Consider the following 15591-nt stretch of genomic DNA (forward strand, 5'->3'; position numbering starts at 1 on the left):
ATGAAAAAAGAGGAGATTCTCGCAGAGAATTTCCTCTTTTTCGTTTTCTATATTCCTTAACATCAAGCATCATCCAACAAGAAATCGGCTATATGACGATGCCTGACACCCTCCACATTATCCTGCCACAAGCTGTCCATGCTAACTACATATTTAGGATAATGGTCGTTAATGGCGAGCAAAGGAGCAAACTCCCTCTCAACAGTGGCCTGTGAAGCTAACTGATATGTTACTTGCACATAAATCTTTTCTTCCCGACGGATGGCTACAAAATCCACTTCTTTATCATCCTGTTTGCCTACATACACTTCATAACCCCTTCTTTTCAACTCCAGACAGACCAGATTCTCCAACATACCTGCAATCAACCGGTCACGATAGCCCATCACGGAATAAATCAAAGAAAGGTCACTTACAAAATACTTCTCATTCGTCTGCAGAATTTCCTTTCCTTTAATATCATATCGGGGAATACGTTGAATGATAAAAGCACTTTCCAATGCATTCAGATAATTATAGATGGTATTCATATCCACCTTCCGTTGCTGACTTTTGAAGTAATCGGCTATATTTTTAGCGTTCAGCTTATTGCCTATATTATCGAAAACAAACTTCACTACCCGTTCGAGCAGTTCCACATTCCGGATATTGTGACGCTGCACCGTGTCACGAAGAATGACAGAAGAATAGATGTCGTAAACAATTTTATAGATAGCCTCATATCCATAATCGGCAGTATGTATGGCTGGGAATCCTCCCATACGGAGATATTTCTGAAATTCCTCCTTCCGGTTGAGTGTCGGATCATTGGCCTGCAAGTCATGGAAAGTCAGATATTCTCTAAAAGACAAGGTCATGACATGGAAAGCGACATACCGTCCCGTTAAATAAGTTGCCAGTTCGGACGATAACATACGTGAGTTGGAGCCGGTCACATAAATATCCGTATCCAAATCTACCAGAAGTGAGTTGACCACTTTTTCCCAACCGTCCACTTCCTGAATTTCATCCAAGAGAATATAATATTTACCCGCATCTCCCGCCTGTCCCCGAATATAAGCATACAAAGCCTTCGCCTCTTTCAAATCTATCCACTGAAAACTTTCAAAATTCAGATAGATGATACGTTCTTCACGAACTCCCCTCCTCAACAGTTCGTCACGAATCAGACGCAGCACTACCGACTTTCCACTGCGACGAATACCCGTTATCACTTTTACAAACGGCTTATCTATAAAAGGAACAATTTGTTCCATATACTGTTCACGATTAATCATATTCAAAAGTTTTTAGGGTTATAAGCACAAAGATATACTATTTTCGGAAAGTTTTTAGGGTTATAACCCTAAATAAATCCATAAATTCAGATTCTTTTAGGGTTATAAGCCGAAAAATAAATAAAAGAAATATGACTAAATCCGATTTATTACCAAATAAAGAAAGTACCTTTACCCGACTAATTAATAAAAAATGGAAATAACCGATTTAAAACAAATGACAAAGGAAGAAGTTTTTAATTTCATCAGACAACGCCTTTCTTTCAGTAAAGAACTGCAAGAACAATTCAGGCATGTGAATAAAGACGATCTCGCAAAAGAACATCGCAGATTCGAAATGTCCGGAAATGAATCAAAGACAGGCCAATGCACGATTTTCAACACAGCGATTCTGAACGAGTTTGCCGATCTTGGCATCTATGATTATACTTCTTACCTTTTTCTCGACTTCCACAATGGCACTCCAACCGTTTATCTCAAATACTTCTCCGAAAATGAAAATTTAGAATATTCATTTACCGGATATACCACAACGGAAATCATCTTTGCAATTCTTGAACTGACTATCTTCTCCGGAAAGCCCAAAAGAAATCGCAGCTAAAAAAAGAATTGCACGGAAAGACAATACGAGGTCAAAAGACTTTTATGGCTTTCATTTAGGCACGGATTACACGGGTTTCACGGTTCCATTAGACTAAAACCGCGAAATCCGTGTAATCCGTACCTAAATAATATCAATCTAATAGATGGTTTTACTTTTGGCTCCCTCCTTTTTATCATCACATTATATTTGCCACCCGTATAGCATATTTACCATCTTTATACCATACTCTCTATTCTCATACCATATTTCCTGCATTTATTTCCTCTTTTCCATCCTATTCCGAAAAAAACATATATCTTTGTCACACGCTTTCTGCCCATCAGCGTGATGAAACAGGCAAAAGCGGTTTTTATTCCTTAATGGAGTAAATAACGTATTGTCTCTCAAACTTAAAAATTAGCAGTTTTTTCACACCGAGAGATGATACAACAGATACTCCACGTAGATAGTCGTATATCAACATATCGATTAGAGATTTGTTATATATAAACGTTTGGCGTGGGTGTCTGTTGTTTATCATTATCTGGTGAAGGGTATTGCTAAGCCTTAAGTTTAGATAATGGTACAACAGCACTCACGCTTTTATTGTATCCGGTCGGTTTCAACAATCCTTATACCCCAACCAATTCCCCACCCGACCGAAATCATAAAAATCGTGGGTGTTCGTTGCACCTCTCCGGACAATACATTATTTACTCCTTTTTTTATAACACATTAAAACAAAAGCAATATGCCAAAATGGATTAGTGTAGAAAAAGCAGTGATTAAGTATCACATCGAAAAAGAAGCAATCCTGCTTTGGGTGGAAATGGGACAATTCCCTATGTTATACATAGACAATGTTCCGAACGTTGACGAAGAATGTATTCTGGAACTCTTTCGCCGAAGTAAAGCCGGCATTACAGCAGAATATATTGATACGCTGGAACAACTGTGCATAGACAAAACAATGGTCTGCGAGAAATACGCCCACATTATTCAATTGAAAGAAAAGGAAATTCAGCTGCAGAAGGAAATAAATACGTTGATAAACGAAATACAGGCAGCAATGAAGAGACAAAACGAACGAATCCGGGATTTGAAAAAAGCGATTGGACAGAATAATAATGTTATACGTAGCGACAGTTGGATAAAAAGGCTGCGCAAAAGGTTTCAATGGTGAATAATTATCAGCGTACCAATTACCATGTGGGACACAACGTAAACAATTAGCATATTGGCACATTATTGCACGGTTTTTACCACAGAGGACACAGAGGACACAGAGGTGAATTTGTTTTATGACTTACGGTTGTGACCCTAATTTTGATGCGTAATCCTCTTCTATAAAGTTGAAAAAACATGAAAACATCTGCCACCTGCAACCAAACGCGTGTAATGCACTAGTTGATAAATAGTTAGAGCGTTGCAGATACCTGCGGCAGATAGGTTGCAGATAAAGTATCTGCAACACAGTATAAACCTTACATAAGCTAATTCTCCAGGAGGGCAAAAGTTTATTGTATACATAAACTTCCCGTTTCCAGGCGGGGAACTGTCGTTCCCGGAATTAGAAATTACAATTTCCACGGCAGGAAACGAAAGTTTCTAAGGCGAGACACTACAGTTTCCACGTAAGGATACTGTCGTTTCCCCGTAGAGACACCACCATTTCTCCATAGAGTCACCCCAATTATCCCATAGCTTTGCACAAAGGAATCAAGGCTTTTTCTTTGATTATATAACGTGTTGCAGATACTTTATCTGCAACCTATCTGCCACAGGTATCTGCAACGTTCCAACTATTTATTAACTAGTGTATTACACGCTTTTCGTTGCAGGTGGCAGATGTTTTTATGTTTTTCAACTTTATAGTAGGAAAAAATTTCATTCATTTCTGCACCGTTTCATTCATTTTTGCACTGAAATGAGCAAAATAGTGCGATTTTAGTTTATTTCTGCACACTTCTTTGCTAAATGGGAATTTATATTTCACTACAGAGGACACGGAGGACACAGAGGTTAACTATTTTTTATTCACTATAGAGTAATACAGAGTAATCGTATTTATCGCTCTGTTTTGCTTACGGAAAGAGAGAGAAGAACTCTGTGTCCTCTGTGGTGAACTCGTAAAGTTCCCGTTTTTTTTGTGTTCCATATAAAGGTTAAGAGGCAGGATATGAAAAGACAGGAATGTTGAACATAAATAAACAGGAGTTGTTTTAGTATATTATTCGCTATTTATCAACGCAAAACCTCTAAACATCAACGTGGTATATGAAAAAGGAATTTGGATTCGTCCTGGCGGCTGCAATCTTGCTGGCTGGCTGCGGACAGAAAAAAGAAACGACAACGACAACTGCACGTCCTGTAAAGACTACGATTGTCGAGTCAAGATCGATTATCAGAAAAGATTTCTCGGGAATCGTGGAAGCGGTGGAATATGTGAAGCTGGCTTTCCGGGTCAACGGACAAATCATCCAGCTTCCTGTCATCGAAGGACAGAAAGTGAAAAAAGGACAACTCATCGCGGCTATCGACCCCAGAGACATCGCGTTGCAATATGCCGCCACGAAATCGGCATACGAAACGGCTTCGGCACAAGTGGAACGCAACAAACGGCTCCTCTCCCGGCAAGCGATCTCCGTGCAGGAATATGAAATCAGCCTCGCCAACTTCCAGAAGGCGAAGTCTGAATACGAACTGTCTGCCAACAATATGCGCGACACCAAGCTGACAGCTCCTTTCGACGGTTCTATCGAAAAACGACTGGTGGAAAACTATCAGCGTGTCAACTCCGGTGAGGGTATCGTGCAGCTTGTCAATACACACAATCTGCGTATCAAATTCACCATTCCGGATGCGTATCTTTATTTGTTGCGCGCCAAAGACCCGCGTTTCCTTGTAGAGTTCGACACATTTAAAGGACACGTGTTTCAAGCGAAACTGGAAGAATATCTTGATATTTCTACGGATGGCACAGGAATTCCGGTCAGCATCACGATTGACGATCCGTCATTCGACCGCGATCTGTATGCTGTGAAACCCGGTTTCACGTGCAGCATCCGTTTCACGGCAGATGTAGGTCCGTTGGTGCAGGATAGCTGGACGATCGTACCGCTTAGTGCCGTATTCGGCGAAAGCGAAGGGAATAAAATGTATGTCTGGGTGGTAGAAGACAACAAAGTCCACAAACGGGAAGTGACCGTCAACGCCCCGACCGGAGAAGCACAGGCGCTCATCTCGGAAGGTTTGAAACCCGGTGAAAAAATCGTCATAGCAGGCGTATACCAACTAGTAGAAGGAGAATCTATCACAACTGTTGACAGGTGATAGTTGATAAATGATTAAGTATCATTTATCCGCTGTCATTCATCAATTATCAACGATCATTTATTATGAGTTTAGCCAAATATTCATTAGATAATACGAAAATCATCTATTTCTTTCTTGCTGTATTGCTGATTGGGGGAATCACTTCCTTCGGCAAGCTGGGTAAGAAAGAGGATGCTCCTTTCGTCATAAAGTCGGCGGTTATTATGACCCGCTATCCGGGTGCCGAACCGGCAGAAGTGGAGCGGTTGATTACCGAGCCTATCTCTCGTGAGATTCAAAGTATGAGCGGTGTGTACAAGATAAAATCGGAATCGATGTACGGGCTCTCAAAAATCACATTCGAGTTGCAACCTTCCTTGTCGGCAAGCTCCATTCCGCAGAAGTGGGATGAGTTGCGACGGAAGGTGCTAAATATACAGCCACAGTTGCCGAGCGGTGCTTCCGCACCGACGGTTTCCGATGATTTCGGCGACGTGTTCGGTATCTATTACGGTCTGACGGCGGACGACGGTTACACATACGAAGAGATGCGCAACTGGGCGGAACGGATCAAGACGCAGGTAGTGACGGCGGACGGGGTGATGAAAGTCGCCCTATTCGGGACGCAGACGGAGGTAGTCAATATTTTTATTTCCACCAATAAGCTCGTAGGTATGGGCATCGACCCGAAACAGCTTGCCAGTCTGTTGCAATCGCAGAACCAGATTATTAATACCGGAGAAATCCGTACCGGCGAACAACAGCTCCGGGTGACTGCCAACGGTATGTATACCACCGTAGACGATATCCGTAACCAGGTGATTACCACCCAAGCCGGACAGGTGAAACTGGGCGATATCGCCGTCATCGAAAAAGGGTACATGGACCCTCCATCCAACATCATGCACGTGAACGGCAAACGTGCCATCGGCATCGGCGTCTCCACCGACCCGCAACGGGACGTGGTGCAGACGGGCAAGAACGTGAAAGCCAAACTGGACGAATTGTTGCCACTGATGCCTGTGGGACTGGAACTGCAAAGCCTGTATCTAGAGAACGAAATTGCCAACGAAGCCAACAACGGATTTATCATCAATCTGATCGAATCGATTCTGATTGTTATTGTGATTATCATGTTGGTGATGGGTTTGCGCGCAGGTATGCTGATCGGCTCGTCACTGATTTTCTCTATTGGCGGCACATTGCTTATCATGTCTTTCTTCGGTGTCGGGCTGAACCGTACTTCGTTGGCGGGATTTATCATCGCCATGGGGATGCTGGTGGATAACGCCATCGTGGTGACAGACAATGCACAGATTGCCATCGCCCGCGGAGTAGACCGGCGGAAAGCGCTGATAGACGGAGCAACCGGTCCGCAATGGGGATTGCTCGGAGCTACGTTCATCGCTATCTGTTCGTTCCTCCCGCTCTACCTTGCTCCTTCTGCCGTGGCGGAAATCGTGAAACCGCTTTTTGTGGTGCTTGCCATCTCGCTGGGATTGAGCTGGGTGCTCGCGCTGACGCAGACCACCGTTTTCGGTAATTTCATTCTGAAAGCGAAGGCAAAGGACGGCACGAAAGACCCGTATGACAAACCGTTCTATCACAAATTCGCCTCCATCCTCCGCACGCTGATTCGCAGAAAAACATTGACACTGGGTTCGATGGTAGTGCTCTTTGTTGCTTCGCTGGTTATCATGGGAATGATGCCGCAAAACTTCTTCCCTTCTCTCGATAAGCCTTATTTCCGGGCGGACGTGTTTTATCCCGACGGGTATAGCATCAATGATGTAGTGAAAGAGATGAAATCCGTGGAAGAGCATCTGGCAAAGCAGCCGGAAGTGAAGAAAGTATCGATCACCTTCGGCAGCACGCCGTTAAGGTATTATCTGGCTTCTACTTCGGTGGGGCCGAAACCGAATTTTGCCAATGTATTGGTTGAATTGACGGACAGTAAATATACAAAAGAGTATGAAGAAGATTTCGACGCGTACATGAAGGCGAATTATCCGAATGCGATTACCCGCACCAGTCTGTTTAAACTGTCGCCTGCGGTGGATGCCGCTATCGAAATCGGGTTTATCGGTCCGAATGTGGACACGCTTGTGGCGCTCACCAACCAGGCTTTAGAGATTATGCACCGGAATCCGGATTTAATCAATGTGCGCAATTCGTGGGGAAATAAAGTTCCTGTATGGAAGCCTGTATATAGTCCCGAACGGGCGCAACCGTTAGGGGTATCGCGTCAGGGAATGGCACAAAGTATCCAGATCGGAACCACAGGTATGACGCTTGGAGAGTACCGGCAGGGCGATCAGGTGCTTCCTATCTTATTGAAGGATAACACGGTGGATTCGTTCCGCATCAATGACCTGCGCACGTTGCCCGTGTTCGGCACGGGGAATGAAACGACCAGTCTGGAACAGGTGGTATCGGAATTTGATTTCCAATATCGTTTCTCGAATGTGAAGGATTACAACCGGCAAATGGTGATGATGGCGCAATGCGATCCGCGTCGCGGAGTGAATGCGATTGCTGCTTTCAATGAGGTTTGGCCGCTGGTGCAGAAAGAGATTAAAGTGCCGGAGGGGTATACGATGAAGTATTTCGGGGAACAGGAAAGTCAGGTGGAGTCTAACGAGGCGTTGGCCAAGAATTTACCGTTGACGTTCTTCCTGATGTTCGTCACGCTGTTGTTCCTGTTCAGGACGTATCGTAAGCCGACAGTGATCTTGTTGATGTTACCGCTTATTTTTATCGGTATCGTTTTGGGATTGGTGTTGCTAGGCAAGTCGTTCGACTTCTTCTCCATCCTTGGTTTGCTCGGACTAATTGGGATGAATATCAAAAATGCGATTGTACTGGTGGAACAGATTGATCTAGAGGCTAAAACGGGCAAAAAGCCGTTGGATGCTGTTGTCAGTGCTACAACGAGTCGTATTGTCCCCGTAGCAATGGCGTCCGGCACTACCATTCTGGGTATGTTGCCATTGTTGTTCGACGCGATGTTCGGCGGTATGGCGGCTACGATTATGGGAGGTCTGTTGGTGGCTTCGGCTCTGACATTGTTTGTTCTTCCGGTAGCTTATTGTGCCATTCAGAGAATCAAAGGCTAATTGCCTTCTCTTATATGAAACTTGAATTTATTGTATAGATTGAATAAAATGAAAACTCAACTTATAACTCTGTCTCTGCTGTTCCTCGGTCTCACTGCCGGGGCACAGCAGCCCTATCTTAGCCGGGAAGCTTACCGGGATAAAGTGGAAGCTTACAGTCAAATTCTGAAGCAACAGAAACTAAAGACGATGGCAAGTACGGAAGCACGGAAGATTGCTCACACGGGATTCTTGCCCAAAATTGATATCAATGCGGACGGGACCCTCAACATGAGCGACCTTAGCGCATGGAACGAACCGGTAGGCGAATACCGCAACCATACCTATCAAGGTGTATTTATCGTCTCGCAACCGTTGTACACGGGCGGAGCACTCAACGCCCAACACAAGATTGCCAAAGCGGATGAAAGGCTGAATCAACTAAATGAGGAGCTTACCATCGACCAGATTCATTATCAGAGCGATGCGGTTTACTGGAATGCTTCTGCTTCACAGGCTATGTTGCAGGCGGCGGACAAGTATCAAAGTATTGTGAAGCAACAGTATGACATCATTCAGGATCGTTTTAACGACGGTATGATTAGTCGCACGGACTTATTAATGATTTCCACCCGGTTGAAAGAAGCGGAATTGCAATATATCAAGGCGCGTCAGAACTATACGCTGGCGCTGCAAAAGCTGAATATCCTGATGGGAGAAGATCCGAACAATCCCGTAGACAGTCTGTACACGATTGACACGGCTTCCGCTCCGGTGCAGATCCTTTCTCTGGAGAATGTACTGCAACGTCGCGCGGATTATGAAAGTACGGAGGTGAATATCATGAAAGGTCAGGCGCAACGCAAAGCGGCTCTTAGCCAGTTCAACCCGCAATTGAATATGTATTTCAGCGGCGGATGGGCTACAGCAACACCTAACCTCGGTTATGATGTTTCTTTCAATCCCATCGTCGGCATTAACCTGAATATACCGATCTTCCGTTGGGGAGCCCGGTTCAAAACAAACCGTCAGCAGAAAGCGTATATCGGCATACAGAAACTGCAACAAAGTTATGTGACGGATAATATCAACGAGGAACTTTCTGCCGCCCTGACCAAACTGACGGAAACGGAATATCAAGTGAAAACCGCCAAAGAGACTATGAGTCTGGCTAATGAAAATCTTGATTTGGTTTCTTTCTCGTATAATGAGGGAAAGGCAAATATGGTGGATGTGCTCTCCGCGCAATTGTCATGGACACAGGCGCACACTAATCTGATTAATGCGTATCTGTCGGAAAAGATGGCGGTAGCGGAATACAGAAAGGTTATCAGTGAATAAATTTAGAAACAAAAGAAACTTGTTCACAAAGTCTTAGTCTTATAAAAGAAATCGTCCTGTTATCACGTAACCGTGAAACAGGACGATTTCTTTTTATATCATAAGGACTACAAAATACCGTTTTGCTTCAGGATATCTTCTATTTCCTTATCTGTGATATTTGCACGTTCTGACTTATCATAAATAGTGAGCAATTTTATCTCTGTATCTATTTCTGTCCAGATTATCGTATAGGTTATCACCCGTGCACCTCCACTTTTACCTTTATTTTTCGAAGTTATCGCTATACGTATTTTACGAAGATTATTGCCCAAACTGACTCCTTGTTCAGGATTTAATAACAAATCATTTCCAAAATTCCTAAGATCTTCTTTCAACGATTTATACCGTTTTGACAAATGCTTCATTTCCCTTAAAAATTCGAGGGTAACGCTTATTCTATATTTCATTAAGGGCATCATCTAATGACTTAAACTCCAACTTACCCTCCAGATTCAGTTTCAGTTCCTTACACGCCTGATCTAAGCTTGCCAGAATCTCCGCCTTTGTCTGGTAGGGAGCTGCTTCCTCTGCGACAACATTCGTTTGCTCTTCTTCACAACTCAACATCGATTTCACTCTCCGCAGAATAGCGACATCATCCACATCCAGAATCCGCCGAATCAGTTCGTTCTTTTCGGCTTCCAATGACATTGCACTCATACGCTTGCTATTTTTACTGTTATACATTCACACAAAGATAACGCTATCAAACGAATCTTCCAAGTGTGAATGTATAAAAAGTCTTTTTCAGGCAGGAATTATCTTACGCAAGGAAGGAGATCAACACACCCGCAGCTACGGCAGAACCGATTACTCCAGAGATGTTGCTTGCCATGCAATACTGCAATACGTGATTCTTCGGATCGTATTTCAAAGCAATCTCATTGGCTACACGGCTCGCCATCGGAACGGCACTCAAACCAGTGGCGCCGATAAGCGGATTGATTTTTTTCTTCGAGAAGAGATTTACCAGCTTCACAAAGAAAATACCACCGGTTATAGAAAGTGCAAATGCAAGGAATCCACCGATCACAATACCGATTGTTGTCCAGTTGAGGAATGCTTCGGCTGTCATCGTTGCTCCTACGGACAGTCCGAGGAAGATGGTGGCAGCATTCATGATACTATTGGAAGCGGCATCGAACAAGCGGAATGTGTTGGTTCCGATTTCTTTCACCAGATTACCAAACATCAACATACCCACCAAAGGCACTGCACTTGGCACGAAGAGGGCAACAATAGTAGTTACCACGATCGGGAAGATAATCTTCAACACACGCAGGTTCTTGATTTCAGTCTTCGAAGGGTACTTCTTTTCCTGTTCTTTCATGTTGATGCTCAACTCTTTCTTCGTACAGAACAGTTTCACTACCAGCGGAATAATCACCGGAACGAGCGCCATATACGAATAAGCGGCAATGGCAATCGGGCCCAGCAAATGCGGCGCCAGTTTGATGGTGGTAAAGATAGCTGTCGGACCATCCGCGCCACCGATAATGCCCAGAGAAGCGGCTTCCTGTGGGGTGAATCCCATCAGGATGGCTACCAGCAATACGGTAAAGATACCCAACTGTGCAGCTGCACCGAATATAGAAAGATGCAGGTTACGCAACATCGGCCCGAAGTCCGTCAGCGCACCGACACCCATAAAGATGATCGGAGGCAGGAAACCAGTTTTAATCAACATATAGTAGATGAAGTTCATGATTCCCAGTTCGTGGGCAATGTCATGCAAAGGCATTTCCCAGATGTTCTTCAACACTCCGTTTACCATCACCATACCATTTTCGTCGGCCTGAATCACGCCCATATCTCCTCCGGGGAAGTTGGCTAGCAACACACCGAAAGCGATGGGGACAAGCAGCAACGGCTCGTACTGTTTCTTAATACCCAAATAGAGCAGAACGAACGCGATGGCATACATTATCAGGAACTGCGGTTCGGCAATGATATTGCTGAACGCAGTCATGTCATATAAGTTCTCAAATATTTCGTTCATTATCCTATCTTCATTAATACGTCATCTTCTGAAACAGCATCTCCCGGGTTGACACAGATAGCAGTCACTGTACCGCCAAACTCTGCACGGATGGCATTGTAGGTCTTCATCGCTTCTACATAGCAGATTACATCACCTTCTTTCACAGTGTCACCTACTTGCAAAGGAGTTTCCTGCGCACCTTTCACTAAGAAGAACTTGCCTTCCAACGGAGAAAGTACTTCTTTACCCTCTCCTGCCGGAGCAGCGGCAGCACCCGCAGGAGCAGCAGGTAGTTCGGTATCACCGTATGCTACCGTCACACGATAGGCCTGTCCGTCCACTTGTACGGTCAGTGTCTTCGGTTTGGCATCTTCTTCCGGAGATTTATCTTTTTCGGCACGACGTTTGACCACGTCTTCCAGGAAGTCTTCTTTTGCTTTGCCACTCTTGTAAGCCTCATATTGAGCCGGGTGCATAGCATATTCGAAGAGTTCTTCGTCGTCCTGTCCTACTTCCCATTTGTTCTCTTTCATCAGTTTGCGATATTTGTCGAGGGCATCGGGATAGTTATTCTGCGGATCACCTTCGAAGAACTTACGGCCTTCACGTTCTGCCTTTTCAATGATTTCGGGAGCAAGTTTGCCCGGCAGACGTCCGGCTTTACCCAGAATCATATCCCAGATATCATCGGCAATCATTCCCCAACGTTCTTTTCCTTTTTCCATAGCCATCACATTCATCATGGCGAGGTTCTTCACGTATTGGCTGAACGGAGTCACCAATGGAGGATAACCGACACGAGGCCATACGTAAGCTACTTCATCAAAGAGCTTGATGAGCAACTGGTCTTGCGTCATAAACGGCAGATTGTGTTTTGCCTTATATTTATTGATTGATTCCAGATTGGATTCGAGATCGGCCATCAAACTACCCATCATACCGCCGGGAAGTCCGGGAGCAATCAGCAAGGAGTTCATCAGGCGGTTTTTCGGGCTGATATACAAGCCGAGGAAGTCGTCCATAAATTCCTGAATCATGCCGCGCACTTTCATGTAGGCTTCCATATTGATTTCGGGCACTTGATATCCGGCGTCTTTCAGCATTGCCTGCACGCTAAGCAAGTCAGCGTGGCCTGTTCCCCAGGATAGCGGTTCCATGCCTACGTCGATGTAGTCACAACCGGCTTCACATACTTCGAGGATGCTTGCCATATTGAATCCGGGACCTGCATGACTGTGATACTGAACGGGGATTTCGGGATGTGCCGCCTTGATATTTGCTACAATCTTACCTAACGATACGGGACGACCGATACCTGCCATGTCTTTGATACAGATTTCGTCTGCTCCCAGTTTGATGAGTTCCAGCGCCATATTGGTGTAATACTCTACGGTATGGATAGGCGAATGAGTGATGCAAAGCGAGCATTGCGAAATCATGCCTGCTTCCTTTGCGTATGTGATGGAAGGAGCGATGTTACGCACGTCGTTCAATCCGCAGAACGTACGGGTAATGTCTGTTCCTTGTGCTTTCTTTACTTTGTAGAATAATTTGCGGACGTCTGCCGGAACGGGGCTCATACGGAGTCCGTTCAGTGCGCGGTCGAGCATGTGGGTTTGAATACCGGCTTCGTGGAACGGTTTTGTCCATTCGCGTACCGCTTTATTCGGGTTTTCACCAAACAATAAATTTACCTGTTCAAAACCTCCGCCGTTTGTTTCTACGCGGGCAAAACAGCCCATTTCAATGATGGCAGGAGCTACCTTTACGAGTTGGTCTACACGAGGTACGTATTTTCCGGCAGATTGCCACATATCTCGGAAAACCAAACTAAACTTTACTTCTCTTTTCATGTCTTTCAGTGATATTCTTTATAGATTTATAATTTTTCTACTTTTGTGATTTTTCCTTTACCTTGTGTCACCACATTTACAGCAGCTGTAATGGCGGCTAAGATGTTTCCCGGAACAGGGGCAGGACCTTGCGATGCTTCCCGCTTCACAGGAACCACTTCTTCAGGAGCATACTTGTTGACTAATGTAATCAACAACTTACCTAAATAAATCACAATCAGCAGAATAACAAACACGGTAGCCATTCCGACCACCATCAGCAGGATCGCTGTTTCGATATTTTCCATATAATAAACTATTAGTATTTTAAGTTGTTCGTCTAAAAAGCGTCCGAAAATACCAAATTTTTATTATAAAATAAATTAAGAAAGGAATATAATGTATAAAAACGTCATTTCTCTGATTGGAAAACTGGGGAAGTTTATGATTTATAATTTATGATTTATGATTTAGCGTGCCATCCACATCTAAACTAAATTCCTATTTATCTTATTTACTATCTGCTTCTATTGCACAACCCAAATAGTAAATGGTAAATAGTCCAATAGTAAATCGTCCTATCTATCGTTCCTACAAAAAAAATGTGAGAGAAAGCCCCTCAACTTTCTCTCACATTCTGATAAAACAATTATTAAATAAAAATACTCAATGATAGACCGGTTCAGCCCTTTTCTGGTTTCAGACTCTCTTAACCTACTATTAAACTACCAGATAAAACCGGTCTTGTTAAACCTCTCATGGGCCATCACGGCTTTCATTCTTTTAATTAGCGTAGCAGTCTAGTTGAAAAACCCTTTTTTTAAGCCAACTAAGTCTGTTTAATCGGAAAAAACAAGCTTCTAAAGCTCATATCACGTCCGATGAGGGAATCTTTCCGGCTTACGTTTGTGGCAGGAATAATTCATCTGCCGCTGTCTATTGTTTGCTTTGAGCCCTAGTTTGCATTTCTTTTAAAACATTGTTTGTTTTGGGTTAAATTTAAATTTTATAAAAAGCATCTATTGTTTGTTTTGAGTTTAGCTTGTAATTCTCTATAAAACATCTATTGTTTGTTCTGAATCCCGGCCTTATTTCTGCCGGATAATTTCTAATTTCTTCTACAACATTTAATCTTCTAATCAATTCTACCGTTTTCTTCAAATATCATTAAATAGCTCTTATATTAGAAAGAGAAGCATCCGTTGTTTTTTTACCAAGAAAAAATGAAGAAAATTTGAAGAAAAACAAAAAAGCCTCTTCTGACTATCCAGAAGAGGCTTTTTTTATTTTAAAATAATTTCTTTCCCTCGAATTTGATAACTGATTCCACACGAACCAAAGACTTTTTCCAGTGTGGCGTTCAGGTCTTTCGTTAAGACCGTCCCGTTGTAGGTCAGCCCCTCGCATTTCTCATGCCCGACGACTGTCACCTCAAATATATGCTCAATATCTGCCACTACATTTATCAGCGGGTCATCTTCATATCCCAACACTTCGGGGAACTCTGATTCTTCCGCCTTTTTTTCTACTGGCACAATCTTGGTTTCATCGCAACGCACACTTTCACCGGCAAGCAATGTACGCTTACCTACGGCAGTCTCAACTTTCACACTTCCTTCCTCACAGTTGACGGTCATCTTCTTTCCTTGCTGATCGATGAGGAATTTCGTTCCCAGTACGGTTACGTCGCCGGCTTCTGTACGGACCGTGAATGTCTTGCCTTTGGTTACGTTAAAAGAGGCTTTACCCAATAGTTGCAATTTGCGCTCCCAAAGCCATGTGATATGATTGTAAGTCAGGCGGGAATTTTCCATCACCTGCACAGTACTGCCATCCGGCAATTCATAGTTCATAGCAGTGTTATCAGTCACCACCTTTTCTTCTGCCAGGAAGTAACCGCCTATCCCCAAAAGAAGGACAACTGCCGCTGCCACTCCCCATGAGAAAGAGAAACTTCTCCCCGCACCTTGCTTTCTTCTCCGGCTTAAGGCGATCTTATGGCTCTCCTCACGTTGCAACTTCAGCTTATCACCTATTTCTTTTTTACGAGAAAAGATTTCGCCAACCAGAGGAAGTTTTCCTTCTTCTAAGTATTTATCTAAAGATTCTGTCCACTTTTCCATAT

12 protein-coding genes are annotated in these 15591 nt (G+C 43.8%); 5 read left to right on the top strand and 7 right to left on the bottom strand.

Features of this window, described 5'->3' with window-relative positions; translation table 11 throughout:
* Nucleotides 1-62: 62 nt before the first annotated feature.
* On the bottom strand, nt 63-1277 hold the full coding sequence (locus Bovatus_RS08655) for an ATP-binding protein (RefSeq protein ID WP_004300908.1): 1215 nt from the start codon (nt 1275-1277) through the stop codon (nt 63-65).
* Between the two features lie 193 nt (nt 1278-1470).
* Between Bovatus_RS08655 and Bovatus_RS08660 the strand changes: the two genes are divergently transcribed.
* The 5 genes from Bovatus_RS08660 (at nt 1471) to Bovatus_RS08680 (ending at nt 9611) form a co-directional block, all read left to right on the top strand.
* Nucleotides 1471-1878, top strand: coding sequence for a hypothetical protein (locus Bovatus_RS08660; protein ID WP_004300910.1), 408 nt, complete (start codon nt 1471-1473; stop codon nt 1876-1878).
* Between the two features lie 733 nt (nt 1879-2611).
* A complete protein-coding gene (locus Bovatus_RS08665) occupies nt 2612-3043 on the top strand; it encodes a hypothetical protein (protein WP_004300918.1) in 432 nt (143 codons plus the stop codon).
* 1094 nt (nt 3044-4137) lie between these two features.
* Complete coding sequence (locus Bovatus_RS08670; RefSeq protein ID WP_004300926.1) at nt 4138-5193, top strand: efflux RND transporter periplasmic adaptor subunit; 1056 nt, start codon at nt 4138-4140, stop codon at nt 5191-5193.
* A gap of 65 nt (nt 5194-5258) precedes the next feature.
* Nucleotides 5259-8291 carry an efflux RND transporter permease subunit gene (locus Bovatus_RS08675; protein ID WP_004300928.1) on the top strand — a complete coding sequence of 1011 codons (3033 nt, stop codon included), beginning with the start codon at nt 5259-5261 and terminating at the stop codon, nt 8289-8291.
* A gap of 48 nt (nt 8292-8339) precedes the next feature.
* Nucleotides 8340-9611: a TolC family protein gene (locus Bovatus_RS08680; protein WP_004300930.1), complete on the top strand. Its 1272-nt coding sequence runs from the start codon at nt 8340-8342 to the stop codon at nt 9609-9611.
* A 107-nt stretch (nt 9612-9718) separates the two neighbouring features.
* On the opposite strand, the gene Bovatus_RS08685 is transcribed toward Bovatus_RS08680, so the two are convergent.
* The 6 genes from Bovatus_RS08685 to Bovatus_RS08710 form a co-directional block, all read right to left on the bottom strand.
* Nucleotides 9719-10060, bottom strand: coding sequence for a type II toxin-antitoxin system RelE/ParE family toxin (locus Bovatus_RS08685; protein ID WP_004300933.1), 342 nt, complete (start codon nt 10058-10060; stop codon nt 9719-9721).
* Nucleotides 10050-10313, bottom strand: coding sequence for a hypothetical protein (locus Bovatus_RS08690; protein ID WP_004304421.1), 264 nt, complete (start codon nt 10311-10313; stop codon nt 10050-10052). Before Bovatus_RS08690 ends, Bovatus_RS08685 begins: the two co-directional genes overlap by 11 nt.
* A gap of 103 nt (nt 10314-10416) precedes the next feature.
* Complete coding sequence (locus Bovatus_RS08695; protein ID WP_004300937.1) at nt 10417-11652, bottom strand: sodium ion-translocating decarboxylase subunit beta; 1236 nt, start codon at nt 11650-11652, stop codon at nt 10417-10419.
* Nucleotides 11652-13487 carry a biotin/lipoyl-containing protein gene (locus Bovatus_RS08700; RefSeq protein ID WP_004300939.1) on the bottom strand — a complete coding sequence of 612 codons (1836 nt, stop codon included), beginning with the start codon at nt 13485-13487 and terminating at the stop codon, nt 11652-11654. The genes Bovatus_RS08695 and Bovatus_RS08700 overlap by 1 nt, the downstream gene beginning before the upstream one ends.
* Nucleotides 13488-13513: 26 nt before the next feature.
* On the bottom strand, nt 13514-13774 hold the full coding sequence (locus Bovatus_RS08705) for an OadG family protein (protein ID WP_004300941.1): 261 nt from the start codon (nt 13772-13774) through the stop codon (nt 13514-13516).
* A 975-nt stretch (nt 13775-14749) separates the two neighbouring features.
* Entirely contained in the window at nt 14750-15589 is an 840-nt protein-coding gene (locus tag Bovatus_RS08710; protein WP_004300945.1) for a FecR family protein, read from the bottom strand.
* Nucleotides 15590-15591 lie beyond the last annotated feature (2 nt).

The sequence above is a fragment of the Bacteroides ovatus genome (assembly GCF_001314995.1).
Taxonomy (GTDB): domain Bacteria; phylum Bacteroidota; class Bacteroidia; order Bacteroidales; family Bacteroidaceae; genus Bacteroides; species Bacteroides ovatus.

What these genes read in the sequence shown, in the direction of transcription:
- Bovatus_RS08655 (WP_004300908.1), bottom strand. Translation starts at nt 1,277, where the DNA reads ATGATTAATCGTGAACAGTATATGGAACAAATTGTTCCTTTTATAGAT.
- Bovatus_RS08660 (WP_004300910.1), top strand. Translation starts at nt 1,471, where the DNA reads ATGGAAATAACCGATTTAAAACAAATGACAAAGGAAGAAGTTTTTAAT.
- Bovatus_RS08665 (WP_004300918.1), top strand. Translation starts at nt 2,612, where the DNA reads ATGCCAAAATGGATTAGTGTAGAAAAAGCAGTGATTAAGTATCACATC.
- Bovatus_RS08670 (WP_004300926.1), top strand. Translation starts at nt 4,138, where the DNA reads ATGAAAAAGGAATTTGGATTCGTCCTGGCGGCTGCAATCTTGCTGGCT.
- Bovatus_RS08675 (WP_004300928.1), top strand. Translation starts at nt 5,259, where the DNA reads ATGAGTTTAGCCAAATATTCATTAGATAATACGAAAATCATCTATTTC.
- Bovatus_RS08680 (WP_004300930.1), top strand. Translation starts at nt 8,340, where the DNA reads ATGAAAACTCAACTTATAACTCTGTCTCTGCTGTTCCTCGGTCTCACT.
- Bovatus_RS08685 (WP_004300933.1), bottom strand. Translation starts at nt 10,060, where the DNA reads ATGAAATATAGAATAAGCGTTACCCTCGAATTTTTAAGGGAAATGAAG.
- Bovatus_RS08690 (WP_004304421.1), bottom strand. Translation starts at nt 10,313, where the DNA reads ATGAGTGCAATGTCATTGGAAGCCGAAAAGAACGAACTGATTCGGCGG.
- Bovatus_RS08695 (WP_004300937.1), bottom strand. Translation starts at nt 11,652, where the DNA reads ATGAACGAAATATTTGAGAACTTATATGACATGACTGCGTTCAGCAAT.
- Bovatus_RS08700 (WP_004300939.1), bottom strand. Translation starts at nt 13,487, where the DNA reads ATGAAAAGAGAAGTAAAGTTTAGTTTGGTTTTCCGAGATATGTGGCAA.
- Bovatus_RS08705 (WP_004300941.1), bottom strand. Translation starts at nt 13,774, where the DNA reads ATGGAAAATATCGAAACAGCGATCCTGCTGATGGTGGTCGGAATGGCT.
- Bovatus_RS08710 (WP_004300945.1), bottom strand. Translation starts at nt 15,589, where the DNA reads ATGGAAAAGTGGACAGAATCTTTAGATAAATACTTAGAAGAAGGAAAA.